At 71.4% G+C, this 25,543-nt stretch carries 21 protein-coding genes and 1 tRNA gene; 9 read left to right on the top strand and 13 right to left on the bottom strand.

Features of this window, described 5'->3' with window-relative positions; translation table 11 throughout:
• Positions 1-33: 33 nt before the first annotated feature.
• The 7 genes from CLV68_RS23820 to CLV68_RS23790 form a co-directional block, all read right to left on the bottom strand.
• Positions 34-1,404, bottom strand: coding sequence for a hypothetical protein (locus CLV68_RS23820; RefSeq protein WP_121393130.1), 1,371 nt, complete (start codon positions 1,402-1,404; stop codon positions 34-36).
• The gene (locus tag CLV68_RS23815) at positions 1,401-2,438 is read right to left on the bottom strand and encodes a hypothetical protein (protein ID WP_147460142.1); all 1,038 of its coding nucleotides are present in this window, start codon (positions 2,436-2,438) and stop codon (positions 1,401-1,403) included. The genes CLV68_RS23820 and CLV68_RS23815 overlap by 4 nt, the downstream gene beginning before the upstream one ends.
• Complete coding sequence (locus CLV68_RS23810) at positions 2,435-3,466, bottom strand: hypothetical protein (RefSeq protein ID WP_121393128.1); 1,032 nt, start codon at positions 3,464-3,466, stop codon at positions 2,435-2,437. Before CLV68_RS23810 ends, CLV68_RS23815 begins: the two co-directional genes overlap by 4 nt.
• On the bottom strand, positions 3,463-4,566 hold the full coding sequence (locus CLV68_RS23805; RefSeq protein ID WP_170224551.1) for a hypothetical protein: 1,104 nt from the start codon (positions 4,564-4,566) through the stop codon (positions 3,463-3,465). Before CLV68_RS23805 ends, CLV68_RS23810 begins: the two co-directional genes overlap by 4 nt.
• Positions 4,563-5,636: a hypothetical protein gene (locus CLV68_RS23800; protein WP_147460141.1), complete on the bottom strand. Its 1,074-nt coding sequence runs from the start codon at positions 5,634-5,636 to the stop codon at positions 4,563-4,565. The genes CLV68_RS23805 and CLV68_RS23800 overlap by 4 nt, the downstream gene beginning before the upstream one ends.
• Before the next feature lie 89 nt (positions 5,637-5,725).
• Positions 5,726-6,616, bottom strand: coding sequence for a hypothetical protein (locus CLV68_RS23795; RefSeq protein WP_121393125.1), 891 nt, complete (start codon positions 6,614-6,616; stop codon positions 5,726-5,728).
• A gap of 236 nt (positions 6,617-6,852) precedes the next feature.
• A complete protein-coding gene (locus CLV68_RS23790) occupies positions 6,853-7,554 on the bottom strand; it encodes a TetR/AcrR family transcriptional regulator (RefSeq protein ID WP_121393384.1) in 702 nt (233 codons plus the stop codon).
• A gap of 96 nt (positions 7,555-7,650) precedes the next feature.
• On the opposite strand from CLV68_RS23790, the gene CLV68_RS23785 reads away from it, so the two are divergent.
• The 7 genes from CLV68_RS23785 (at position 7,651) to CLV68_RS23755 (ending at position 14,707) form a co-directional block, all read left to right on the top strand.
• Positions 7,651-8,154 carry a hypothetical protein gene (locus tag CLV68_RS23785; protein ID WP_121393124.1) on the top strand — a complete coding sequence of 168 codons (504 nt, stop codon included), beginning with the start codon at positions 7,651-7,653 and terminating at the stop codon, positions 8,152-8,154.
• A 60-nt stretch (positions 8,155-8,214) separates the two neighbouring features.
• Positions 8,215-9,144: an oxidoreductase gene (locus tag CLV68_RS23780; RefSeq protein WP_121393123.1), complete on the top strand. Its 930-nt coding sequence runs from the start codon at positions 8,215-8,217 to the stop codon at positions 9,142-9,144.
• Positions 9,145-9,161: 17 nt separating this feature from the next.
• Positions 9,162-10,163, top strand: a complete 1,002-nt coding sequence (gene lipA / locus CLV68_RS23775; RefSeq protein ID WP_121393122.1) for a lipoyl synthase — start codon at positions 9,162-9,164, stop codon at positions 10,161-10,163.
• 250 nt (positions 10,164-10,413) lie between these two features.
• Positions 10,414-11,130, top strand: a complete 717-nt coding sequence (locus tag CLV68_RS23770; protein WP_211346743.1) for a DedA family protein — start codon at positions 10,414-10,416, stop codon at positions 11,128-11,130.
• Positions 11,131-11,254: 124 nt separating this feature from the next.
• Positions 11,255-12,478 (top strand): hypothetical protein, encoded by a 1,224-nt coding sequence (locus CLV68_RS23765; RefSeq protein ID WP_246010071.1) that lies wholly within the window; start codon positions 11,255-11,257, stop codon positions 12,476-12,478.
• Positions 12,478-13,965: a substrate-binding domain-containing protein gene (locus CLV68_RS23760; RefSeq protein ID WP_121393381.1), complete on the top strand. Its 1,488-nt coding sequence runs from the start codon at positions 12,478-12,480 to the stop codon at positions 13,963-13,965. The genes CLV68_RS23765 and CLV68_RS23760 overlap by 1 nt, the downstream gene beginning before the upstream one ends.
• On the top strand, positions 13,952-14,707 hold the full coding sequence (locus CLV68_RS23755) for a hypothetical protein (RefSeq protein ID WP_121393121.1): 756 nt from the start codon (positions 13,952-13,954) through the stop codon (positions 14,705-14,707). The genes CLV68_RS23760 and CLV68_RS23755 overlap by 14 nt, the downstream gene beginning before the upstream one ends.
• Positions 14,708-14,720: 13 nt before the next feature.
• Here the strand turns inward: CLV68_RS23755 and CLV68_RS23750 are convergent, their stop codons facing one another.
• Both CLV68_RS23750 and CLV68_RS23745 read right to left on the bottom strand, forming a co-directional pair.
• The gene (locus tag CLV68_RS23750) at positions 14,721-14,906 is read right to left on the bottom strand and encodes a hypothetical protein (protein ID WP_121393120.1); all 186 of its coding nucleotides are present in this window, start codon (positions 14,904-14,906) and stop codon (positions 14,721-14,723) included.
• A gap of 35 nt (positions 14,907-14,941) precedes the next feature.
• Entirely contained in the window at positions 14,942-17,590 is a 2,649-nt protein-coding gene (locus CLV68_RS23745) for a hypothetical protein (RefSeq protein ID WP_121393119.1), read from the bottom strand.
• A gap of 229 nt (positions 17,591-17,819) precedes the next feature.
• Here CLV68_RS23745 and CLV68_RS23740 point away from each other — a divergent pair, with 229 nt between their 5' ends.
• Positions 17,820-19,652 (top strand): trypsin-like serine peptidase, encoded by a 1,833-nt coding sequence (locus CLV68_RS23740; RefSeq protein ID WP_121393118.1) that lies wholly within the window; start codon positions 17,820-17,822, stop codon positions 19,650-19,652.
• A 619-nt stretch (positions 19,653-20,271) separates the two neighbouring features.
• Here CLV68_RS23740 and CLV68_RS23730 read toward each other — a convergent pair.
• From CLV68_RS23730 to CLV68_RS23720, 3 genes are all read right to left on the bottom strand, one after another.
• Positions 20,272-20,343, bottom strand: a tRNA-Val gene (locus CLV68_RS23730).
• A 45-nt stretch (positions 20,344-20,388) separates the two neighbouring features.
• Positions 20,389-20,847 (bottom strand): peroxiredoxin, encoded by a 459-nt coding sequence (locus CLV68_RS23725; RefSeq protein ID WP_121393117.1) that lies wholly within the window; start codon positions 20,845-20,847, stop codon positions 20,389-20,391.
• Between the two features lie 107 nt (positions 20,848-20,954).
• Positions 20,955-21,386 carry a DUF3052 domain-containing protein gene (locus CLV68_RS23720; protein WP_092776893.1) on the bottom strand — a complete coding sequence of 144 codons (432 nt, stop codon included), beginning with the start codon at positions 21,384-21,386 and terminating at the stop codon, positions 20,955-20,957.
• A gap of 295 nt (positions 21,387-21,681) precedes the next feature.
• Here CLV68_RS23720 and aceE point away from each other — a divergent pair, with 295 nt between their 5' ends.
• On the top strand, positions 21,682-24,447 hold the full coding sequence (aceE, locus tag CLV68_RS23715) for a pyruvate dehydrogenase (acetyl-transferring), homodimeric type (RefSeq protein ID WP_121393116.1): 2,766 nt from the start codon (positions 21,682-21,684) through the stop codon (positions 24,445-24,447).
• Between the two features lie 52 nt (positions 24,448-24,499).
• On the opposite strand, the gene CLV68_RS23710 is transcribed toward aceE, so the two are convergent.
• Positions 24,500-25,120 carry a nicotinamide mononucleotide transporter family protein gene (locus CLV68_RS23710; RefSeq protein WP_121393380.1) on the bottom strand — a complete coding sequence of 207 codons (621 nt, stop codon included), beginning with the start codon at positions 25,118-25,120 and terminating at the stop codon, positions 24,500-24,502.
• Positions 25,121-25,543 lie beyond the last annotated feature (423 nt).

The raw sequence follows: 25,543 nt of genomic DNA, 5'->3' as shown, positions 1-25,543 counted from the left end.
CCACCCCCAGCCACGCACAACCGCTCTACCGTATTAGCCGACCCGTGCGTAAGCGGCGTGGGGCAGGCCAGGGAACCCGACCGCCGCCCGACTGCCGGTCCCCGCGATCCACAGGCTCGAACTGTCGGCCACAGCCCCCACCAGGTCCACCGACGCGGCAGGCAGCACGGCCTCGCGGCTGGACCCGTCGGCGAACCGCAGCACCACCGCGACACGAGCAGTACCGTCCCGACGCGCCTTCCACACACCGAGCACGGCGTCCGCCCGCACCCACTCCCCCGAGCCGACCAACCGGGGCAGCACCAGATCCCGCCCCCGATGGCCGACAACGAGCGCCGTGGACAGCCCGCTGATCACCACTACGACCAGCCACATCACAACCACATAGTGCGCCGCGACCAGGAACAAACCCACCAACACCACACCCCACACCAGGACGAGCTGCGCAAACACCAAGAGCATCCGATCACGCAAGGTCCTAGCCCACCGCTCGGTCACCCCATCCACCAGCCGCGCCACGCCCACCACCGGCACTGCCCCCGCCGCCGGCTCCCGCATCCCCGACACCGGCACAGCCACACCCGACACCCGCTCGGCCGCGCCCGCCACCGACAGCACCGCCCCCGCCACCGGCCCTGTCACCCCCATCGCCGGCTCCGCCACGCCCGTCTCCGGCACTGTCGAGCCCGACACCCGCGCTGTCGCCCCCGCCACCGGCCGCGCCATCCCCGCCGCCAGCTCTGTCATCCCCATCGCCGGCTCCGCCACGCCCGTCTCCGGCACTGCCACCGACACCGGCTCCCCCATCACCGACGCGCGCACAGCGACACCCGACACCCGCTCTGCCGCGCCCGACCCCAGCACGCCCACCTCAGGCTCTGCCACCCCCACCGCACGCCCGGCAACACCCACGACCGACCGGGAGAGCTTGGCCGGGAACAGTTCCCGTGACCCCGGTACCCGTAGCACCGCCCACTTCCCCGGCCCGCGCACCAGGTCCACCGAGTCGGTGATCATCGCCAGGTGGGCTGGGTCGATCCGCACCTCGTACACCGCCGGGTCGTCCCCGGTCGCTTCGATCACCGCCGACCAGCGGCCAGCGCGCAGTACTCGTGCGGGCGTTTGCCGCCACGGATGCGAGTGGAGGTGGGGAAGGCAGTGGTTCACCCACGTGGAGTTGCTGCCCGGCAACGGAACCCACAGCACGGCGAGCAGCAATGGCGTGAGGGCGGTCAAACCCCCGGGCAGTCCGAAGTGGTCCACCAGCGCGGCAAGTCCCCAGAACACCAAGCAGAAGGCGATGCCCGCGACACCGAATGCCCGGGAGCTCATTCCGGTCCGGTATCGCCGTTCCCACGCGCGGACCAGGATCGCGGTGATCGGGTCGTGAATGGCGGCTTTCATGGCCGGGCGATGGTGCCGGTCGCGAGGAGCGGGTAGCCGGGGAAGCCCACGGCCACCGTGCCTTCCGTGCCGGTGACCCACAGCGAGCCGCTGTCCACCACGGCTCCCAGCAGGTCGACAGAGGCGGCGGGCATGGTCACCACGCGCACGGTGCCGTCGTCGAGGCGCAGGGTCGCGACGGCGGTGGCGGTGCCGTCCCGGCGCGCGGTCCAGTTGCCGAGCGCCGCCGCCGCGCGCACCCACTCCCCCGAGGCGACCAGCGCGGGTAGCCGGAAGTCCGCGAGGCGTTGGCGCATCACGAAAGCAGCGACCGCCAGCACGCAAACGAAGACACCCGCGGCCAAGGCGATCGCGTAGGGCGAGAACCAGATGAGCGCGCTGACGAGTGAGATCACCCCGAACACGAGGACCAGCTGAGCGGCCATCCACAAGAGACGGTCACGTGCCAGGCCCGCCCACCGCTCGGTCACCGACACCGCGGGCACCTCGCCCGGCGAGATCGGTTCCCGCACCCGGGCCGGGAACATCTCGCGCGACCCCGGTACCCGCAGCACCGCGCGCTTGCCCCGCTCGCGGATCAGGTACGCGGTGTCGGTGATCATCGCCCGGTGCGCGGGGTCGATCCACACCCGGAACACGACCGGCGCACCGTCGTCGACCACCTCGACCACCGACGACCACCGACCGGCGCGCAGCACCCGCGTGGACACGGCCCGCCACGGGTGGGTGGTCAACTGCTGGAGGGTCGAGCGCACCCAGCGGTAGTGCGAACCCGGCAGCCAGTAGCCGATCAGGATGAGGGCGTTGTTCACGAGGAGAATGATCGGCAGCGGCGTGTTGGTGCTCTCCGCCAAGAAGAACATGGCGATGGCGAACAGCAGGAGCATGCTGGAGACGACCGTGAGCGCGCGGGTGCTGGCTCCGGACCGGTACCGCAGGTGCCACACCCACATCAGGATCGACGTCGTCGGGTCGTGTGCGGCGACCACTCCCTCCCGCGGCGCGGCGACGGGCGAGTCATGAGTGCTGGTCATGCTGGGACGACCTCCCCTAGAGCGAGCAACGGCCAACCCGGGAACCCGACCGCCACCCGGCCTTCCGTGCCCGTGAGCCACAGTTCAGAACTGTCCGCGACAGCGCCCAACAGGTCGACGGACGCGGCGGACATGGCCACCGCGCGCATGGCACCGTCCTCGAAGCGCAGGAACACCTTCGCCTCGGCAGTGCCGTCCCGCCGGGCCTTCCACGGACCAAGGGCAGCGTCCGCCCGCGTCCACCGCGCCGAGTCGACCAGCGCGGGCAACCGAAGATCGGCGAGGCGGTGGCTCACCGCGACCAACCCGACCACGGCGATGAGCAGGTAGCAGCCCACCATCGCCACGACCATGCGGGCTGGAGGGCCGGTGAGCCAGACGCCGAGCAGCAGCACGCCGACCAGCAGCGCGGCTTGGACCGGCAGGAGCAGGATCCGCTCGCGCAGCACCCCGGCCCACCGCTCGGTCACCCGGACCGCGGGCACCTCGACGGCCGCGACCGGTCCCCGCGCCCTGGCCAGGAACATGGCCCGCGACCCGGGAACCCGCAGCACCGCCTGCTCACCGTGCCGGACCAGGTACGCGGTGTCGGTGATCATCGCCAGGTGCGCCGGGTCGATCCAGACCGACAGCTCCACCGGCACCCGGTCGACCACCTCGACCACCGCCGACCACCGTCCGCCGCGCAGCACGCGGGTAGGCACGACCCGCCACGGCTGGGTGCGCAGCAGGTCGAGCGCGGTGTGCGCCCAGCGCAGGCTTGAGCCGGGAAACCAGTACCAGGCATGGAATCCGAGGGCGAACACGATGAAGTAGACCGCGTACGTCGCGCCGGTCGGGCCCGCGAGCAGGACCTGGAGCGCGCCGAACAGCAGGAAGGCTCCGGTGGCGAGGGCGAACGTGCGGGGCGTGGCGCCGAACCGGTACCGCAGGTGCCACACCCGCATCAGCGTGGATGTCACCGGGTCCTGGGCGGCGACCACCTCGGGTCGCGGCGCGGCGACGGGTGGGGTGCCGGTACCGATCATGCCGAGACGACCTCTCCTACCGCGAGCAACGGGTAGCCGGGGAAGCCGACCGCCACCCGGCCCTCGATTCCGGTGATCCACAGCTCCGCGCTGTCGGAGATGGCGCCGATCAGGTCGACCGAGGCGGCTGGCATGACGACCACGCGGACGGTGCCGTCGTCGAAGGTCAGGGTCGCGGTCGCGGGCACGGTGCCGTCGTGCTGGGCGAGCCACGGGCCGAGGTCGGCCTCGGCGGGCAGCCACTCGGCGGAGTCGACCAGCGCGGGCAACCGGAGGTCCAGGGCGCGGTGGCGCGTCGTGGTGGCCACGGCCAGCCCGACGATCAGGGTGAACCCGAGCCAGATCAGCGCCGTGACGAGCGACGGCGTGGTGATCTCGGCGATGATCAGCACGACACCGAGCGCCACGGCCGCCTGCGCGTAGACCCGGCGGACCCGGTCGCGCAACTCCTCGGCCCACCGCTGCGTCACCGGGACGGCGGGGATCTCGACGGGGGTCACCGGTCGCCGTGACACCTTGGCCGGGAACGGCTCGCGCGACCCGGGAACCCGCACCACCGCGCGGTCTCCCTTGCCGCGGACCAGGTACACGGTGTCGGTCACCATCGCCAGGTGCGCGGGGTCGATCCACACCGTGAACCGCACCGGGTCGCCGTCGTCGGTCACCTCGACCACCGCCGACCGCCGACCGGCACGCAGCACCCTGGCAGGCACCGCCCGCCACGGCTCGGTGCCCAACCGGCGCAGGGCGAGGGGGCGCCAGAACACGTGCGAGCCCGGCAGCAGGTAGCCGAGCAGGAACGCCACGACGGTCACGAGGTGGATCCGCGAGGGTGACCCGTCCGGGTCGCCCGCCAGGATCTGCACGAGCGCGGAGAACGCCACGACCAGCAGGAAGAAGCCGGACATCGCCCGGTGGCTGATCCCGGGGCGGTACTGCTGGTCCCACACCCGCACGAGGACCGACGTCGTCCGGTCCCGGACGGCGATCACCCCGGCGGGCGGGGCGGCGATGGGCGGTTCGACGTCGGTGCGCACACCTGCGTGATCGTCGGCGGCACCGGTTCCGTCACGTCGCGCCCGCCGCATCCCGCTGCTCACGCCTGGTCCCCCGAGACGTCACCTGGTGAGACCAGGCTGCCCACGGCCGCGTCACCTCCCACCGGCACGTGGCCGACCGTGGTGACACGACCCACGGCGACCATCGGGTACCCCGGGTACCCGACCGCGACGACGCGGCCGGGCTCGATCCGGCCAGCCACCCAAGCGCCGCCGGTGACGTGGACGGCGCCGAGCAGGTCGGTCATCGCGTTGGGCAGGGCGACCTCGGCGGTGGTGCCATCGGCGTACCGCAGGGCGGCCGTGGTCTTCGCCGACGAGTCCCGCCGCGGCGACCACGGCGTGACCGAGGCACCCACGGGCAGCCAGCCACCCACCGCGACGAGCCCGGGCAAGCGGCGGTCGACCACCCGGTACCAGGTCCGCGCCGAGACCGCGCCGACGAGGCAGGTCATGACGAACACCATCACCAGACCTGCCACCCAGCCGTAGTCCAGCACTCCGACGAAGAACACGAAGAGCAGCACCACCACCGCCAGCGGGAGCACCGGCTGCCAGGCGCGCGCGGCGAGCAGCCGGGCCCAGATCGCGGTCGGGTCACCGGTCTCCAGCCTGGGCACCGGGCGCTGTCGCGGGGACTTCGGCAGTCGGGTCGCGGGGTACGCCTCGTGCGAGCCCTCCACCCGGATCGCCGCGACCGCACCGCCGTCGACCAGCCAGGCCGTGCCGGTCCGCCGCACCACCACCCGGTGCGCGGCGACCAACCCGACCACGCGGAACGGGACCGTGGCCCCGTCGACCACGACGCCGAGGTCGCTGCCGTACATCGAGTGCCGCAGCACGGTGACCTCGACGGGACGCCAGTGGGCGCCGGGCAGCAGCGCGGCGCTCAGCCTGCCCAGCCGCGCCAACCTCCCCACCTGCCAGGCGTTCGAGACGGCCACCAGGGCCACGACCCCGCTCACCGCGGCCAGCAGCGGGTCGCCGAACGCGGCGACGGACACGGCGAGCAGGGTGAGGAACGTGCCCTGGACGAGCGACACCAGGAGCAGCGACCGCGTCGCGCCGGGCCGCAGGCGCACCAACAGGTCCGTGGTCGGATCACTCAGCACAGGTCTGTCCAGGACAGGTTCGATCAACACGACTGACCCCCAGGTAGCCATCCCCGACCGAGGACGACTCTAGGCGATCACCAGCGGCATCAGGGAGTGCCGTCGACCGAGGTGATCTTGGCGATGGCCAGCACCGGGTAGCCGGGGTAGCCGAGTGCCACCCAACGGCCCGGCCTCACCTCGCCCGCCACCGACAGCCACCCGAGTTCGGTGAAGGTGCCCACCACGTCGAACAGCACGAAGGGCATGACGGCGACGGCCGTGGCCCCGCCGGGGAGGGTCAGCCTCGCGGTCAGACCCCCGCGGGGTTGGCCGCTCGGGGGCAACGGCTCGACGGCGACCTGGGCGCTCACCCAACCGCCACGGCGCACCAGGCCGGGCAGCCGCCACGCGGGCCACAGGCGCCACGCCGTGAAGTTCGACCAGGTCAGCGTCAGGCTGAACAGGCAGGAGACGACCAGGATCGCGGGCAACCCCAGGTCGGTGCCCCTGGTGAACACCGGGGTGGCGAACACCGCCGCCAGCACCAGCGGGGTCAGCGGCCGCCTCGCGCGGCTGCGCAGGTGCAGCGCCCAGGCCAGGGTCGGGTCGACCTGCTCGGCCTTGGGGATCGCGCGCCGCCCGGTCGGCGCGGGGACCCTGGTCGCCGGGTGGGCCTCGTGCGAGCCGTCGATCCGCACCGCCGCGACACCACCCGCGTCCGGGCCGACCAGCCACGCCTGCTGCTGGCGCCGCAACTGCGTCCGGTGCGGCCCGTGCAGCGAGGGAACCCGCAGGACGACGGTCTCCCCGTCCACCAGCACCGCGAGGGTGCTCAGGTGGGCCACCCCGCCGAGCACGGTGACGCCGACGTGGCGCCAGGTGGCGTCCCGCACGAGGGCGGCGATGGGCTGGGCCGCGCGGGAATCACGGCGCCAGTACCAGAGGGACTTGAGATAGATCGCGAAGAACGAACCGGAGATCAATGCCAGGAACGGCATTCCGTGCCAAAGGTGGAAAACGACCCAACCGATGAGCGCCAACTGGACCGGGTAAAGCCATCGCACAGCCCGGGTCGACAAAGGGCGCAGCTCAAGCAGTCGAGCGGTGATCGGATCACCCAGAACCGGCATTCCCGGCGCGGGTTCGGTCAACAAGGACATCTCGTTCACCCCAGTGAAAGATGCGATTCAGCGGGCGAACTGTAATACCGCGCACCGGCGCGGGCGCGAGTGGATCAGCCGCGGAGTTCGCGCAGCAGTGCCTGCGGCGCGGGCTGGGTGCCCTCGGTCGGCGCGGTGCCGTCGTGGCCCGCGACCCGCATGCCCTCCAGCACCCGGATGATGGTGCGGGAGACGTCGGCCCCGGCCTTCCTCGGGTCGTCGGCGCCCGCGATGATCGCCGCGCCGGTCTGCAGCGCGCCGAACAGGATCCGCGCGGTGACCTCGACCGGCAGGTCGTCGATCTCGCCCGCGTCGACCAGCGCCTCGATGGCGCCCTTCACCAACCCGAAGCTGAAGTGCTCCTCGGCCTCGCGCCAGCGCTCCCAGCCCATCACCACCGGGCCCTCGTGGATGGCGATGCGCTGGTAGGACGGTTCGAGGCAGACCTGGACGTATGCCTGCAACCCGCTGACCGCCCGGTCCCACGGGGTGCCCGGGCCCGCGACGACCTGGCCGAGCTTGGCCAGCACGGCCCGCTCCACGGCGCCGAAGGCGGCCTCGAACACGGCCTGCTTGCCGCTGAAGTGGTGGTAGAGCGCGCCCTTGGTGACCCTGGCCCGGCGCGCGATGGCGTCGAGGCTGGTGGCGGCGTAGCCCTGCTTGGTGAACAGCGCGACCGCGGAGTCGACCAGGGCCTGCCTGGTCGACTCGCTGTAGTCCTCCCGGCGGGGGCGGGCTGTCGGCACGCTCACAACCCTAGGACATCGGCACGGCATACCGACGGTACGTACCGGTGGTACGTTGGCCGGGACCTGGTCCATACCGCTGGTATGCCACAGACCCGTGGTATGCCACCTCCGGGGGAGGAAGCCATGAGCTGGTCCGACTACCACCGCAGGCGCGCCGCGCTCGACGACGTGCTGGCCCGGCTGCGGCGCGATCCCGGGGCGCCGGTCCCGGTCACCGACGAGGTGGCCGAGCTGTTCGACAGCCCGGCCCAGGTGCTGCTGGCGCTGCACCACCGGTGGACGCTCAAGCTGACCGGCCGGGTCGGGCTCGCCCAGTCCGACGCGGACCGGGACCCCGGCGTCGACCTGGTCGACGCGGTCACCACGGCCTGGCTGGACACCGCCGCCGAGCACGGCCTGCTCCGGGCGGTCATCGACGCGCACGCCGCGGCCGACCCCGAGGTCCTGCGACCGGGCCTGGAGAGCGAGCAGCGGATGCTGGCGCTCGCCGCGGGTCTGGTCGGGCCGGGCGAGCCGCGCGCGGAGATCACCCGGGTCGGCGCCGCGTTCACCGCCCTGCTGCGCTCCGCCCCGCGCAAGCCCTCCCCCGCGCGGCACCTGTTCGGGCGATACGCCGCGAGCGCCTGAGCGGTTCCTCAGTCCGGGTTTCCTACCCTCGGGTAGCACAAGATCCCGAGGAGGCACCCGATGGCCTGGTCCGCCGCTGACATCCCCGACCTGAGCGGGAAAACCGCGCTGGTCACCGGGGCGAACTCCGGGCTGGGGCTGCGCACCGCGCAGGTGCTCAGCGACCGGGGCGCGCACGTGCTGATGGCCTGCCGGTCGGTCGAGCGCGGCCGGGCGGCGCTGGCCACCGTGACCGGCGCGGCCGAGCTGCTCGACCTCGACCTCGCCGACCTGGCGTCGGTGCGCGCGGCCGCGGCGCAGGTGCGGGAGCGCACCGGGGACCGGCTCGACCTGCTGGTCAACAACGCGGGTGTGATGGTGCCGCCGAGGTCGACCACCGCGGACGGGTTCGAGCTGCAATTCGGCACCAACCACCTCGGGCACGCGGCGCTGACCTGGCTGGTGATGCCCGCGCTGCGCGGGGTCCCCGGCGCGCGGGTGGTGACCCTGTCCAGCATCGCCCACCGCAACCAGGGCTTCGACCTCGACGACCTCGACTTCCAGCACCGCGGTTACCGGGCGACCGCCGCCTACGCGCAGTCCAAGGCCGCGAACCTGCTGTTCGCCTTCGAGCTGCACCGCCGCGCGCAGGCCGCCGGGCTGGACCTGGTGAGCGTCGCGGCGCACCCCGGGCTGGCGAGCACGGAGCTGGCGAGCAACTCGGCCCGCGCCAGGATGGCCGGTCCGGTCGGCCGCGGTGTCGCCGCCGTCGTGCGGGCGGGCACCCGCCTGGTCACCGCGCCCGTCGACCGCGCCGTGCTGCCCCAGCTGTACGCGGCCACCGCGCCCGGGGTCACCGGCGGGCAGTACTACGGCCCCACCGGACCGGGTGAGATGTTCGGCGCCGTCGGCCCGGCGAAACCGCGATCACTGGTGCTGGACCCCACCATCGGCCGGACATTGTGGGTGCGAACAGCGGAACTGACCGGCGTTTCCCCGGATCCGGCCTAGAGGCGTAACCTGGCGGGGTGACAGTCGCGCCTGAGGGTCGGAAGATGCTGCGCCTGGAAGTGCGCAACAGCCAGACGCCGATCGAGAAGAAGCCCTCGTGGATCAAGACCCGGGCCAAGATGGGCCCGGAGTACCGGGAGCTCAAGGGCCTGGTCAAGCGCGAGGGCCTGCACACGGTGTGCGAGGAAGCCGGCTGTCCCAACATCTACGAGTGCTGGGAAGACCGCGAGGCGACCTTCCTGATCGGCGGCGAGCAGTGCACCCGCCGCTGCGACTTCTGCCAGATCGACACCGGCAAGCCGTCGGACCTCGACCGCGACGAGCCGCGCCGGGTGGCCGAGTCGGTGCAGGCGATGGGCCTGCGCTACTCGACGATCACCGGCGTCGCCCGCGACGACCTCGACGACGGCGGCGCCTGGCTCTACGCCGAGACCGTGCGCCAGATCCACGCGCTCAACCCGGGCACCGGCGTCGAACTGCTCATCCCCGACTTCAACGCGGTGCCCGAGCAGTTGGCCGAGGTGTTCGGTTCCCGGCCGCAGGTGCTCGCGCACAACCTGGAGACGGTGCCGCGGATCTTCAAGCGGATCCGGCCCGCGTTCCGCTACGACCGGTCGCTCTCGGTCATCACCTCGGCCCGCGAGGACGGCCTGGTCACCAAGTCGAACCTGATCCTGGGCATGGGCGAGACCCCGGACGAGGTCACCGAGGCGCTGGCCGACCTGCACGGGGCGGGCTGCGACATCATCACCATCACCCAGTACCTGCGGCCCAGCGTGCGCCACCACCCGGTCGACCGGTGGGTCAAGCCGGAGGAGTTCCTCGCGCACAAGGAGACCGCCGAGGCGCTGGGCTTCGCCGGGGTGATGGCCGGGCCGCTGGTGCGGTCGTCCTACCGGGCCGGTCGGCTCTACACCCAGGCCGTGGAGCACCGGGGCCAGCAGGTCCCGGAGAACCTGCGCCACCTCGCCGAGGCGGGCGAGTCCAGCCAGGAGATCAGCGCCCTGCTCAAGCGGTAGGTCCACCCGATCAACGCCCGCCCTCCTCCCTCCCCCCGGGGGATGACCCGGCGGATCCACACCGGGGGCGATCTCGGGGGCATCCCGGTTATGTCACGCTCGTCGCGGACGAAAGACTGAGTGCGGGCGGGCGGCAACCGGGTGCGGGTGCGGCGCGTCCCATGTCCCGAGCGCGGCCGCCTGCGGGTCGTACGCGCGGGCAGATCGGCACCGGAGGGTCTGGTGCCCGCTGGTGGAGGGGAACCCGACCGTGGCCTTGCTGACCGACGTCCTGGAGTGGCTGCAGGCGCTGCCGCAGCCCGCCCTGGTGGCCGCGACCGGTGGCCTGGTGCTCGCCGAGTGCACCATCGGCCTCGGGTTCATCGCCCCCGGCGAGGGCGGCCTGCTGATCGCGGCCACCACCGTCAACAGCGTGCCCCGGTTCCTGCTGCTGTGGGCCGTGGTCACGGTCTGCGCGGGGATCGGCGACTCCATCGGCTACTTCGTCGGCCGCAAGTACGGGGTGAGGCTGCGCGAGACGAAACTGATCCAGAAGTACGGGGTGGACGGCTGGGACAAGGCCACCGACATCCTGCGGCGGCGCGGCGCGTGGGCGGTGTTCTTCGCCCGGTTCATGCCGGTGGTGCGGACGCTGACCCCGGCGGCGGCGGGCACCTCGAACCTGCCGTACCGCAAGTTCCTGCCCGCCGTGGTCGCGGGCGCGGCCTGCTGGTCGGCGATCCACATCAGCATCGGCGCGGCACTCGGCGAGGCGGCGCACCGGCTGGAGTCCTACCTCAGCGGCGGCGCGGCGATCCTGCTCGGCGCGGTCGTGCTGGTCGTGGTGGTCAAGATCCTGCTGGGCAAGCGCAAGAAGGCCAAGGCCGCGCGCGCCGCGCAGGCCGAGCCGACCGCGATCACGCTGACCGTCCCCGCGGGCACCTCCGAGCGCAAGCCGGACGACGAGCCGGAGCTCGAGCGCGTCTGACCCACTCGACACCCCTCCCAGCGGCGGCCGATCTCCTCGCGAAGATCGGCCGCCGCTGGGCGTAATGCCGGTGGTCCGCGAGCGATCTCACAGTGGGACGGGTCGCGGGAACCGGAGGGGGTTGGTGACCATCAGCCCGGGGGGTGTGGTCGAGCCGGAGTTCACCGTCGTCGAGCCACCGAGGTCGATCTTCCGCCGCAAGCGCTTCCTCGGCGTGTTCCTGCCCGCCGGGGTGGTCGCCGTGGTCGGGGCGATCGCGCTGTTCGCGGGCGGGGTGATGGCGCTGCCGCTGCGCGACGTGGTCGTGGTCAGCGGCCGGTTGGCCTCGAAGTCGGAGTTCTTCGCCGATGCCAAGGTGCGCCGGATCCTGATGGCGCACGGCATCCAGGTGTCGCTGGACCGGGCGGGCTCGCGCGACATCGCGGTCAACTCGACCGACGGCTACGACTTCGTGTTCCCGTCCGGGCAGCCCGCGGCCCTGCTGATCAAGCAGCGGCTCGCGCAGTCCGGGCACCGGCCCGCGAAGACCTACAAGCCGTTCTTCTCGCCGATCGTCCTGGCGACCTACCGCGAGTACGCCGACGTGCTGGCCAAGCCCACGGCCGAACCCGTGGCCACGGTGCAGAAGGCGGCGCCGCAGAACACCCCGCCGCTGTACTACGACATGCCGATGGACCGGTTCATCGGGGTGATCGAGAAAGGCACCACCTGGGACCGGCTCGCCGCGCCGGACCGGCGGCTGGACAACAGCAACCGGGTGCTCGCGCAGACCTCGGACCTGTGCTCGTCGAACTCCTCGGCCACCTACCTGGGGCTGGTCGCGTTCGTGGCCAACGGCAACGTCATCCCGCAGACCGAGGCGGACGCGGTCGCGCTGGCCAGGAAGATCAAGCCGCTGCTGACCGCGCAGGGCCTGCCCGGCGACGACCTGTCCCGCAGCTACCTCGCCCCGGACGGGCAGGGGCTGGCGCCGATCGCGGTGATCTACGAGCACCAGTTCCTCGCCCACCAGCTGCGCGCCCTCGGCCAGACCGGCAAGGTCGACGACCGCAGGGTGCTGCTCTACCCGGCGGCCCAGTTGCAGACCGTGCCGGAGTTCCTGGCGCTGACACCCGAGGGCGAGCGGCTCGGCGAGCTGATCACCACCGACCCGGACCTGCGCAGGCGGGCGCTCGAGCTGGGCTTCCGGGTGTTCGAGGCGGACGACACGCTGACCACCGGCCAGTTCGCCGAGTTCCTCACCGAGCGCGGGCTGCCGGTGCCCAGCTCCGGCATCGGCGACACCGAGACGTTCCTGCCGTCGCTGCCGCTGCTGGAGAAGATGATCACCGAGATCGGCGAGTGCTGATGCGGACCGCGGCGCTGCTGGTCCTGCTGGCGCTGCTGGCCGGGTGCGTGGCGAGCCCGCCGGAGGCGGTCCGGCTGACCGTGCTGGCCGACCGCGAACTGGCCGACCTGCAACCGTTGCTCGACGACCTGCGGCGCGAGACCGGCGTCGAGTTGGCGATGGAGTACGCCGACGACCCGGACGCCGAGTTGGCCGCGGGCCGCTACCGGCACGACCTCGCCTGGCCGGTGACCGACCGGTACCTGCACCTGCGGGAGAAGGCCGACGGCCGGGGCAACCCGCTGCCGACCTCGACCACGGTGATGTCCTCGCCGCTGGTGCTCGGCGTGCGGCCCGCGGCGGCGGCGAGGCTCGGGGCGACACCGTCCTGGGCCGACATCGCCGATCGCGCGGCGGCCGGGGAGCTGCGGTTCGGCATGACCGATCCGGCCGGGTCCGGGTCCGGGCTGGCGGCGCTGGTGGGGGTGGCGACCGCGGCGGCGGGCACCGGGGGTGCGCTGACCAGCGAGCAGGTGAGCTGCGTCGCGCTCGGCGGGTTCCTCACCGGGCAGGTGCTGCGGCCGCGCACGAGCGGTGAACTGCTCGCCCAGTTCACCGCGCGCCAGGACGAGGTGGACGCGGTCATCGAGCACGAGTCGACGCTGCTCGCGCTCAACGCGAGCGGGAAGCTGCGCGCGCCGCTGGAGATCGTCTACCCGCGCGACGGGATGATGCTGTCCCGCTTCCCGCTGATCCTGCTCGACCCGGCCCGCCGCGACGGCTACCAGCGGGCCACCACCTGGTTGCAGGGCGAGCGGGCGCAGCGCTGGATCATGGACCACACGTCCCGGCGGGCGGCGGACCCGGCGCTGGAGCGGCCGCAGCGGCTGCGCGCGCCGATCGGCAACGCCCTGTACTTCCCGGACCGCCAGGAGGTGCTGGACGCCCTGCTCGCCGCGTACCGGCGACTCACCTCGGGTGGCACGCACCAGGTCGTGTTCGTGCTGGACTACTCCGCGTCGATGGCCGGTCCACGCGTGCAACGGCTGCGGGCGGCGTTCGCGGCGTTGAGCGGGACGGGCACCGGCGGGTTCGCCCGGTTCCACCTCGGCGAGACGATCACGGTGCTGCGCTTCGCGGGAACCGTGCTCCAGCAACAGGAAGTCACGATCACCGACCAGTCCGATGTGGACTCGCTGGCACCCGTGGTCGCTGCTGCCGCGGACGGGCGGGGGACGGCGATCTGGTCGGCGCTGGACCAGGCGTACCGGTCGGTGCGCGGTGACGCGGTGGTGGTGCTGATGACCGACGGCGAGAACAACGCGGGCATCAGCGCGGCGGAGTTCCTCGGCGCGGGCAAGCGAGCAGTGCCGACGTACGCGGTCGCGCTGGGCGAGGCGGACCCGGCGGAACTGGACGGGGTGGCGCGCTCGACCGGTGGTCGGGTGGTCGAGGCCACCGAGGCGTCGCTCGAGGCGGCGGTGAGGGAGATCCGTGGCTGTCGATAGGGCTCTGTGGTGGTCGGTGTGGTGGCCGTGGGCGCTCGTGTGGACCGCGACCGCGGTGGCGATCGTGGTCGCCCTCGCGGCGCTGGGCTGGGCGTGGCGGTCGCGGCGCCGCTTCGCCCCGGTCCGCGAGGTCCCCGGGCTGACGTTCTACCTGCACGGGAAGTCGGTGATGGACCTCTACCTCTCCGGCGGCTACGGCGACGCGCTGCGCAGGGAGGTCGAGGAGCGCGTCGGCACCAACAGCGACCACAAGATCGCGCTGAAGGTCCACGACCTCGGTGTCGACGGCGGCCGCACCAGCGGGCGCGAGGTGGTCAGCCGCTACATCAGCAGCGCGGAACCGATCGCGGTGATCGGCATCCTGCTCGACGTGCTGGAGGCCGCGCACGGCGTGGTCCACGTCGACCTGCGCAAGCGCACCATCACCCGCACCCCCGCGGTCACCCGCGTCCACACCGACTCCCCCACCCTGCGCCTGCGCGCCGTCGACGACTACGTCTCCGTCCGCGGCCTGTTCCGGGTGGCCGAGCACACCGGCACCCGCACCGTCCTGCTGGCCCCCTTCGGCGACCCGGACGACCCGGAGGAAGGCCCCCAGGTCCGCGTCGAGTGCCACCAGGACGGCCTCCGCGACGACGAGATCCCCGACGGCCCCTTCCGAGCCCGCTGCCTGGGCAAGGTCCAGTCCTGGAAGTCCACCACCGGCGAACTGGTCATCCGCCCCATCGCCATCTTCCAGTGACCCCCGGTCATGGCTAGCGGTCGAACTCCAACCGAGTCCCGCTGGCGATGTCGAGGACGTCCTCCAGGCTCAGCGACCCGCCGATCCACACCGGCCAGTCGAAGTCGTTGCGCACCAGGTAGCCCCTCGGCCCGGCCGGTGGCCGCGACCACTGCGGCTCCGCCTCGTCCCGAACCCGCGGGTCACGCGTCCAGTCCATCGCCCTGTCCCCTGTCGTCTCGACGTCGTCGGTCCTCAGCCATGCGCGAGCACCTCGCCCTCACCTTGGGCGCGGGTCGCGAGGTAGGAGTAGAAAGCCGTGCGCCGCAGGTAGAGCAACGCGGTGACAGCGGCGTTGACGCCCGCCAGCAGCACCACGACCAGCCAGGACCAGTCGTTGATCCACAGCACCGAGAACGGCAGCCGGTGCCAGCCGATGACGTGCTCCAGACCCCGGTGGGCCAGGAACAGCCCGGTGCTGAGGATGGAGATCAGCACGGTGCAGCCGAGGCTGAGCCGGGCGGCCAGGGTGCCCTCAAGCAGCCGCCGCCCCGCCGCGTCGAACCCGAGCCAGGCACCGACCACAGCCGGGAAGACGAGCAGGAAGGCGGGCGCGTCGGTGTCCGCGCCCGGGTTGCGCGAGCTGACCACGCCGACGATCCACACCAGCGCCAGGCAGGCGAGCGAGGACACCACGGCCCGGAAGAGCGATCCCGGCGGGGTCTCGAAGAACTTGAGCCGCACGCTGGGCCGCTCGTACCTGGTCGCCCCGTGCTCGGTGGTGATCGCCGCGGGCTCGGGGAAGAACCGGGTGTAGACGTGCGCGTAGGGCTGCCCGAGCCTGCGGCGGAAGCGCACGTGCGGCGGGACGTACTCGTTGGTCGCCTGGCCCTGCAGGGTGGCCGCGCTGTCGACCAGGTCCTGGTCGCCGAGGTACAGGTCGTCGGTCCCGGCGACGCGCAGGTGGTAGGACTGGCAGGTGCTGGCCATGACGATGCTGAAGGTCAGGTCGATCGGGCGGGCGCCGAGCAGCAGCGCCAGCCGCTGCTTGCGGGAGGACAGGTTGAGCTCCGGGGTCAGCGTCTGCTCGAACTTCACCAGCGCCCTGCCGTTGCGGTCGATCCGCAGCGGGACGACGATCGCGTAGTTGAGCGAGAGCATCCGCACGAACTCGGTCGCGAGCAGTTTGGCGTTGTGCTGCGCCTGCGTGGCGTCCGCGGGCAGTTCGACGCGGGCGGCCCAGTCCTCGTCCAGCGCGATGTCCGGGGCGTACCCGTCCGCGGTGCGGCGGGCGACGATGAGCGCCAACGCGTCGCGTTCAGCCGCGCGCACGGCGTCCGGTAGCGACCACGGCGTCCCGACACCGGTGGCGCGCACGAGCAATTGTCGCAACACGGTCGCGGCGAGCTGGAGGTATTGCCGGTAGGGCAACACGTGCAGCGCCTCGCCGTCCGGACCGTGGACGCTGAAGTCGTCCTGGAACTTGGACTTGCGCGGGATCAGCACCGGGAAGTAGATGGTCTGCGGGTGTTCGCGCCCGTTGTTGTCGCGCGGTTGCAGGAGTTTGCGCGGGACCTCGACATCGATGGACACCCGCTGGCGGACCGTGCGCTGGTCCAGCACGTAGGTCTCCACCAGCCGCTGGCGCAGTTGCCTGCTCTGCACAACACCCTGCGCGAAGATGAGCGCCTGCACCGCGGTGCACAGCTTGGTGTCGGTCGCGCCTTCCTGCAACGGATCCACCGCGGTGAGCGGGACCTGGCGCAGGTTCAGCGAACCGTGGCCGGACTTGAACCGCAGGCGGTGCCGGTGACGGACGAAGGTGAAGAAGCCGGTGAGCGCCAAGCAGAACGAGACAACCTGCGCGCCCGCCCACATGTCCAGCGCGAGGGCACCGGTGTCCCCCAGCAGCAGCGGCAGGTCCGGGATGAGCGGGAGGACGAAGAAGAGACCGACGAGCAGGCTCGGCCACCGCGCGGCGCCCCACACCGTGTCCGTGCGGATCGTCGTGCCCGCGCGGACGCAGGCCCGGTCGACCGGCACGGAGTCGAGCCAGTCGTAAGTCGTCCCCTCGCGGTCGGTCAGCGGGCGGGCGGTCCCGTCGACCCGCGCCACCCGCGGTGGTTCGCCGAGGAACTCCAGGCGGTGCGACACCCTCAGCGAGTGGTGCTGGACGTCGAACTGGTCGCGCAGCCTGCGCGAGAGCCGGAACCGCGTCGGCTTGGGCAGCGCCTCGACGAAGCCGAACTGGGCGAGCGGGCGGTGCCCGGCCGCGGACCCGGTGACGGCGGGGCGCAGGACGAACTCGGTGTGCCCGTCGACGACCCGGACCTGGGCGACCTCGGCGTTGTCGACCCGGGCCAGGCGGGTGCCCTGGGGTGCCCGGTGGGTGAACAGGGCCTCGCTGTCGACCACCAACCCCTCGACGGTGTGCCTGCGGCCCTCCAGGCGGCCGTCGAGGTACACCGTGGTGACCTTGTGCGTGCCGATCAGCAGGCCACCGGGGACCACCGCGCACCGCAGCCGCTCGGGCGCGGCGCCGTAGTGCCCACCGAGCAGCCGCGACGCGAGTTCCGCGCTGGCGTGCTCTTCCAGGTGCGAGCAGTCCGACACCGCGAGCGGCGGGTGCGCGCGGGCGAAGGCGAGCCGCCGGTCCTCCAGGGTCGTCTCCCCGTCCGCGCCATCCACGCCCCACGCGGCCCGCAACGCCGCGGCGGCCAGCGGCTCCACCGCGTCGAGGGCCGAGTTCAGCCGCAGGTGGGCGACGTCGGGGCGGTCACCGTTCCACCCCGCGGCGGCGCGGATCGCCCCGCCGCGCTCGTCGAGCACGGCCGCCGTCACCGGGGCGCCGCCGCGCAGGTCGAGGAGCACGTGGTCGAGCGTGGTGCTCGGTGACCTCTCCACGGCGTGCGCACCTCCCGGACATCGGCGCCGATCGGACTCGCCTTGAGGTTCGTACGCCGTCCGGTGCGCGTTACCCCCCTCGGCCGGGGACGACCGATTCCCTCGATGTCGACAGCGACGCAGGGTAATCGCGTCCGCCATTCTGTTATGGGGATCTGAGATTACCCCGGACGTGTCGGCGGCGGTGCAGTCTTTTCTAGGAATTGACACCCTGCAGCCAGGAGCGAAAATGCTTCGACGTCTTATCCCGGCCGCCGTGCTGGTGGCGGCCGTGTTGGGCCCCGCGCCGCCGGTCGGGGCCGCTGAGCTGGGCGAACCGGTAGCGGCACCGATCAGTGCCGAATCGGCGGCCGGGACCCGGGTCACCAAGACCGGGGTCAGCGAGTCGACCGACACCGCGATCCGGTATGGCAATACTGGGAATTCGTGGCGCACCGAGATCAAGGCGGCGGGCGCGACTTATGTGAAGGTGCATTTCGCGCCGCTGAAACTCGTCGGTGGTGACTTCGTGACCGTCGCGTCCCCCGACGGCCGTGAGGTCTACACCTACTACGCCGACCGGGCCAAGGGGTCGCCGTTCACCGAGCACGGCGGTCCGGGCTTCGCGGCCATGTCGATCGACGGTGACACCGCGGTGGTCACCCTGCACGCGACCGGCGCCCGTGACGGCGCGCGGCTGAGCAGGCAGGGCTACGGCACCCGGGTGACCAGCTACGACCGCGGTTACGGCGCCACCGAGTACGCCGCGCAGAACCCGGTGCCGTTCAGCGTGTGCGGCAACGACGCGCGCAAGGACGTGGTCTGCTACCAGAACAGCCACCCGACCGAGTACGCGCGCTCGCACGCGGTCGCCCGGCAGCTGGTGAACGGCCTCGGGTCGTGCACCGCGTGGCGGGTCGGCAACACCAACCGGATGCTGACCAACGCGCACTGCGTCGCCGACGCCGCCGAACTGCGCTCCAGCGAGTTCCAGTTCGACTACCAGTGCGCCACCTGCGGCGGGAACAACCCGCGCACCGGCACCAAGGTCAGCGGCCAGGACCTGATCCGCACCAGCGAGTTGCAGCAGCTGGACTACACCCTGTTCAGCGTCACCAACTTCGAGAGCATCCGCCAGTACGGCACCCTGTACCTGGATGTGCGCGAACCCACCGCCAACGAGCGCATCTACATCGCGGGCCACGGTGACATCCTGCCCAAGCGGATGTCCCTGTTCGAGGAGTCCGACGGCGGGGCCACCTGCAAGATCGACGTGGTGTCCTCGGGCGTCAACACCGGCTACCGCTGCGACTCCTCCGGCGGCAACTCCGGCTCACCGGTGCTGGCCGGGTCGTCGCACAAGGTCATCGCCCTGCACCACCTCGGCGGCTGCCCGAACTGGGGCACCCGGATCACCCTGGTGTACAACGAGATCCGCAACGACATCGACAACACCTCCGGCGGCGGCAACACCCCGGTCCTGTCGCTGAACCCCACCTCGGGCACTGCGGCCCCCGGCACCACGACGACGGCGACCCTGCAAACCCCCACGGTGGCGGGCAATCCCACCCTGACCCTGTCCGCGACCGGCGCCCCCGCGGGCACCACCACCGTGTTCAGCCCGAGCGCCGTCACCGCGGGCCAACCGAGCACCCTCACCATCACCGTCGGCAGCACGACAGCACCCGGCACCTACACCATCACCGCCTCGGCAACCGGCGCCACGACCGCCCCGGCCACCTACACCCTGACCGTCCCAGGTGGACAGACACCCTGCCAGGGCATGAAGGTCACCAAGACCGGCACCCTGTCCACCGGCGCCAGCCAGTACCAACCAGACGGGTCGTTCTTCCAGACCACCGTCACCGGCCCCCACAAGGCATGCCTGACCGGCCCCACCTCGGCGAACTTCGACCTCTACCTCCAGAAGTGGAACGGCTCCACCTGGCCGACCGTCGCCCAAGCCACCACGTCCGGCTCCAGCGAAACCCTGTCCTACAACGGAACCGCCGGCTACTACCGCTACCAGGTCAAATCCGTAACTGGCAGCGGCCAATACACCCTCGGCTACACCGCCCCCTAACCCCCACCGCCTGCCCGGCCCGGCCGCCGGGCAGGCACCCCTCACCCCAGCACACGACCGAGGGTTCCACGAGACTCACTCCTGCTCGCATGATTTCGCCAGGCTCGAGGTCTTGCCACTTCGTGAGGACAACTCATTTTGATCTTTTCCGTCAGCCATGTGCTATGACTGTCAAGGAAGCTGAAGCGACGAGATGGAGCCATCTTGTCATACCAGCATGGCAGTGACCTGAACGTGGCATACAGCCCCAGCAAAGGCTACATGCATTGCCTTGCGACCCCAATGCCCTGCATGTCGCATTGGTCAGCAAGGACGAAGCGTCGAAGCTGTGGGATCCGTGCGTCCTTTCTCGCCACTCGCCCTACCCGATGACGAGCGGAAGATCGTACAGTCGGACGGCCTGGACATCAGCGCTGGAACTTCCCGCGATAGTCCAGGGCGGAATATCGTCGCCTGGACAACAAGTACGGAGTCGAACAGGACCCAGGAACTCACCATCGCCCAGCTTCGACAACTCTGCGGTCTGCAGTAGCCGCCGGGTGTCGCGCCCTCACCGCCGGCTTCATCCAGCCCGGACTTCGTCCCGGCCGGGGCGATGATCCAGGCCGAACGACCTCTGTGGGCGCAGCAGGATTCGAACCTGCGACCGCTCGGGTGTAAACCGAGTGCTCTCCCGCTGAGCTATGCGCCCGGGTCCTGTGACCTCGCTTCGACAAGCGCGGCCACAGGGTCGAACCTACAGCGAGGCGACGGCCTTCTTCCAGGCGTCCTGGTCGCGGGCTTCGCCGGGGGCGTTGATCTCGGCGAAGCGGACGGTGCCCGTGGTATCGATGAGGAAGGTGCCCCGGTTGGCCAGGCCCGCGGCTTCGTTGAAGACGCCGTAGAGCTTGGCGACGTCGCCGTGGGGCCAGAAGTCGGACAGGAGGGGGAACTGGTAGCCCTGCTGGTCGGCCCATGCCTTGAGGCTGAAGGGTGAGTCGACGGAGACGCCGATGACCTGGACGTTGTTGTCGGTGTAGGTGGCGAGTTCGTCGCGGACCTGGCAGAGCTCGCCCTGACAGGTGCCGCTGAAGGCGAACGGGTAGAAGACCAGCAGGACGTTGCGGGCGGCGTGCTGCTCCGAGAGCGTCACCGGCTGCTTGTTGTAGTCGTTGAGCGTGAAGTCCGGGGCCTTCGAACCGACCTCTACCGACATACCCGGCATCCTCCGTGGCTGGGGGCGCGCGGTCGCGCCCGTGACTGTTCCAGACCAGCCTAGGCCACCCGGGTGGGTGACCACCCGGGTGACCGCGGACACGGTCGTCAGCGCTTGGTCTTGGCCGACTTGGGCGCCACCAACCTGGTACCGGACCAGTCCGGCCCGACGCTGATGCTCGAGGTCTGGGCGAGCCCGGCGGTGGGCACCGCCTCGGCGATATCGCTCGGCTCGACGTGCCCCGGCCTGCCCGTCTTGGGGGTCAGTACCCAGATCACCCCGTTGTCTGCGAGCGGTCCGATCGCGTCCATGAGGGTGTCGACCAGGTCACCGTCGTCCTCGCGCCACCACAGCAGCACGATTTCGACGACCTCGTCGGCATCCTCGTCGAGCAGGTCTGAGCCGGTGCGCGCCTCTACGGCGGCACGCAGGTCGTCGTCGACGTCCTCGTCCCAGCCGAGCTCCTGGACTACGGCGCCTGCATCGATCCCCAGCTTGTCGGCGACGTCGGTACTCCCGGCGTCTCCCGCGGCCACCACGGTGTCACTCCTCCAGTTGTGCTCTCGCGACGGGTCAGGACCTGATCTGCCAGGGCCGTCTGCCGCGTTCTGCCTGTTCGGTTAGGCGATAGCGAACACTGACAGTGGCCACCTGCGCAACCGTCCGCTGTTCGACACGCCGCTCCGACACCCGCCGATCGGCTCAGACGGGTACCCACTACCGAACAGTAAGGATGACGCCACCGCCCGGCGAGCGGAACATGGCAGAGTGTCACTCAAGCGCGTGGTATCGCGCGCGCGAAATCTTGTCCTCTGATCAGGCTGGAGCTCCAAGTTGGCCACGCAGAAAAACCAGCCCGCCCCCGAGCGCGTTCGCGTCATCCGCGACGGCCTCGCCGCGCACCTGCCGGACATCGACCCGGAGGAGACCGCGGAATGGCTGGAGTCCTTCGACGCCGCGCTGGCGGGCGGCGGTCAGCAGCGCGCGCGCTACCTGATGCTGAGGCTGCTTGAGCGGGCCAGGGAGAGCCACGTCGGGGTCCCGGCGCTGACCAGCACCGACTACGTCAACACCATCCCCACCGAGAAGGAGCCCTGGTTCCCCGGTGACGAGGAGGTGGAGCGCCGCTACCGGGCATGGATCCGCTGGAACGCGGCCATGACCGTGCACCGCGCGCAGCGCCCCGGCGTGGGCGTTGGCGGGCACATCTCGACCTACGCGTCGTCGGCGGCCCTCTATGAGGTGGGCTTCAACCACTTCTTCCGCGGTAAGAACCACGCGGGCGGCGGCGACCAGATCTACGTCCAGGGCCACGCCTCCCCCGGCATCTACGCCCGCGCGTTCCTCGAGGGCAGGCTCTCCACCTCGCAGCTCGACGGGTTCCGCCAGGAGCTCTCGCACGCGGGCCCCGGCGGCGGCCTGCCGTCGTACCCGCACCCGCGGCTGATGCCGGACTTCTGGGAGTTCCCCACCGTCTCCATGGGCCTGGGCCCGATGAACGCGATCTACCAGGCCCGGTTCAACCGGTACCTGCGCGACCGGGGCATCAAGGACACCTCCGACCAGCGGGTGTGGGCCTTCCTCGGCGACGGCGAGATGGACGAGCCGGAGTCGCGCGGCCTGGTGCACGTCGCGGCCAACGAGCAGCTCGACAACCTCACCTTCGTGATCAACTGCAACCTGCAGCGGCTGGACGGCCCGGTCCGCGGCAACGGCAAGATCATCCAGGAGCTCGAGGCGTTCTTCCGCGGCGCGGGCTGGAACGTCATCAAGGTCATCTGGGGCCGCGAGTGGGACTCGCTGCTGCACGCCGACCGCGACGGCGCCCTGATCAACCTGATGAACACCACCCCCGACGGCGACTACCAGACCTACAAGGCCAACGACGGCGCCTTCGTCCGCGAGCACTTCTTCGGCCGCGACCCGCGGACCAAGGAGCTGGTCACGCCGATGACCGACCAGGAGATCTGGAACCTCAAGCGCGGCGGCCACGACTACCGCAAGGTGTACGCGGCCTACCAGGCGGCCACCGAGCACGTCGGCCAGCCCACGGTGATCCTGGCCAAGACGATCAAGGGCTACAACCTCGGCCCGCACTTCGAGGCCCGCAACGCCACGCACCAGATGAAGAAGATGACCCTGGACGACCTCAAGGCGTTCCGGGACACCCTGCGCATCCCGATCGAGGACGCCGACCTCGAGCGCGACCCGTACCTGCCGCCGTACTACCACCCCGGCCAGGACGCGCCGGAGATCCAGTACCTGCAGGAGCGGCGCCGCCAGCTCGGCGGGTTCCTGCCGGAGCGGCGCACCAAGTCCAAGGCGCTGGTGCTGCCCGGCGACAAGGTCTACGACGTGCTCAAGCGCGGGTCCGGCAAGCAGGAGGTCGCCACCACGATGGCGTTCGTCCGGCTGGTGCGCGACCTGGCCAAGGAGAAGGAGATCGGGCCGCGGCTGGTGCCGATCATCCCGGACGAGGCGCGCACGTTCGGGATGGACTCGATGTTCCCGACGCAGAAGATCTACAACCCGCAGGGCCAGCTCTACACCTCGGTCGACGCGTCGCTGATGCTGTCGTACAAGGAGAGCGAGCAGGGCCAGATCCTGCACGAGGGCATCAACGAGGCGGGGTCGACGGCGTCGTTCACCGCCGCGGGTACCTCTTACGCCACGCACGGCGAGCCGATGGTGCCGATCTACATCTTCTACTCGATGTTCGGCTTCCAGCGCACCGGTGACGGCCTGTGGGCCGCGGCCGACCAGATGGCCCGGGGCTTCGTCCTCGGTGCCACCGCGGGCCGCACCACGCTGACCGGTGAGGGCCTGCAGCACAACGACGGGCACTCGTTGCTGCTAGCGGCGACGAACCCGGCGGTCGTCTCTTACGACGCCGCGTGGTCCTTCGAGATCGCCCACATCGTGCGCGACGGTCTGCGCCGGATGTACGGCGAGCAGGCCGAGGACATCTTCTACTACCTCACGGTCTACAACGAGCCGTACCAGCAGCCCGCGGAGCCCGCGAACCTCGACGTCGAGGGCCTGCTGCGCGGCCTCTACCGCTACCAGGAAGCGCCGTCGACCGAGGGCCCGCGCGCGCGGATCCTCGTCTCGGGTGTCGCGATGCCCGCGGCGCTCAAGGCGCAGCGGCTGCTGGCCGAGGAGTGGGGCGTCGGCGCCGAGGTGTGGTCGGCGACGTCGTGGGCGGAACTGCGCCGCGACGCGGTCGAGGTGGAGCGGCACAACCTGCTGCACCCGCAGGCCGAGCCGCGCGTGCCGTACGTCACCTCGGTGCTGTCCGAGGGCGTCGGCCCGGTCGTGGCCGTGTCGGACTGGATGAGCGCGGTCCCGGACCTGATCCGGCCGTGGGTGCCCACCGACATGCTCACCCTGGGCACCGACGGGTTCGGCTTCTCCGACACCCGGCCCGCGGCCCGCAGGCACTTCCTGGTCGACGCCGAGTCGGTGGCGGTCGGCACGCTGGCCGCGCTGGCCCGCCGCGGCGAGGTGTCGCGCGACACGGTGGTGGAGGCGGCCCGCCGCTACCGCATCGACGACGTGGCCGCCGCCGGTCCGCAGACCTCGGACTCCGGCTCCGCCTGATCCACGCACGACGGCCGGGTCCCCTCGTCGGAGGGGACCCGGCCGTTCGCGTCTAGACGGTCGCGGGGACCTGGCGCTTGGCCGAGCGGTACCAGCTGACCCAGCCGTGGATCACGAGCCCGGCGAACACGGTGTAGACGATCGCGCTGAACCACAGGCCACCGCGCAGCTGCAGCGGCACCCCGATCGCGTCGACCACCAGCCACACCAACCAGAACTCGACCAACCCCCACGCCTGCAACGCGAACGCCAGCACCGTCCCGACGAAGATCGCCGCGTCCGGCCACGGCGCCCACGACGCGTCCAAGGCGTCCAGCACGCTCGCGAACGCCGCCGTGCCCGCCGCGAAGGCCAGGGCCGTCACCGCCAACTCCCGACCCGTGGCGCGCCGCACAGCCACCCCGAACACCGGGTCCCTGCGCCGCGCCCACGCCCACCACCCGTAGACCGCGATCACCCCGACCACGACCTGCCGCACCGCCAACCCACCCAGGTGCGCCGAGGCGTAGACCCAGAACAGCAGCACCACCGACGCCAACTGCACCGGCCACGTCAGCATCGACCGGCGCCGCGCCAGGAACACCACGGCCAACGCGAAGAACTGCCCGAACAACTCCGCCAACGCGATCCGCTGACCGAACACGGTCACCGAACTCTCCAGCAGAACCCCCACCACTCCCCCTCACCGCAGGCGACAGCCAGTCCCAACACCCAGCCCACCCCCGATGTTCCCCCCGGCGATATGCCACGAAAGAGGGAACTCCCCCGCCTCGCCTGGCATCGGCCCCCGTCACGTTCCATAGTGGAACTACCGGTGGGGACCGGGGAGATGGGCCGCCCGGCATCGAGCGCACCGACATGCCGGGCGGCCCGCCCGATTCGCCTTGCGTGTTCGCGGAACGCGCTCAGGGGGATCGGGCGTTGTTGTATCTGGGGGGCGACCCCCCAGACCCCCACGGGGCGGCGGGCGCCGGAACCAGCGGGGTTTCCGCTTGGCCTTCGGCTATCGCATCGAGGTGTGTAACAACGGGGTTGTCGCCCAGGGGGCGGCGGGCGCCGGGACCAGCGTGGGGGTTTCCGCTTGGCCTTCGGCCGT

Source organism: Actinokineospora cianjurensis (assembly GCF_003663795.1).
GTDB classification, from domain to species: Bacteria; Actinomycetota; Actinomycetes; order Mycobacteriales; family Pseudonocardiaceae; genus Actinokineospora; species Actinokineospora terrae.
The sequence above is the reverse complement of the archived record's forward strand: the minus strand, read 5'-3'. Positions and strand labels throughout refer to the sequence as shown.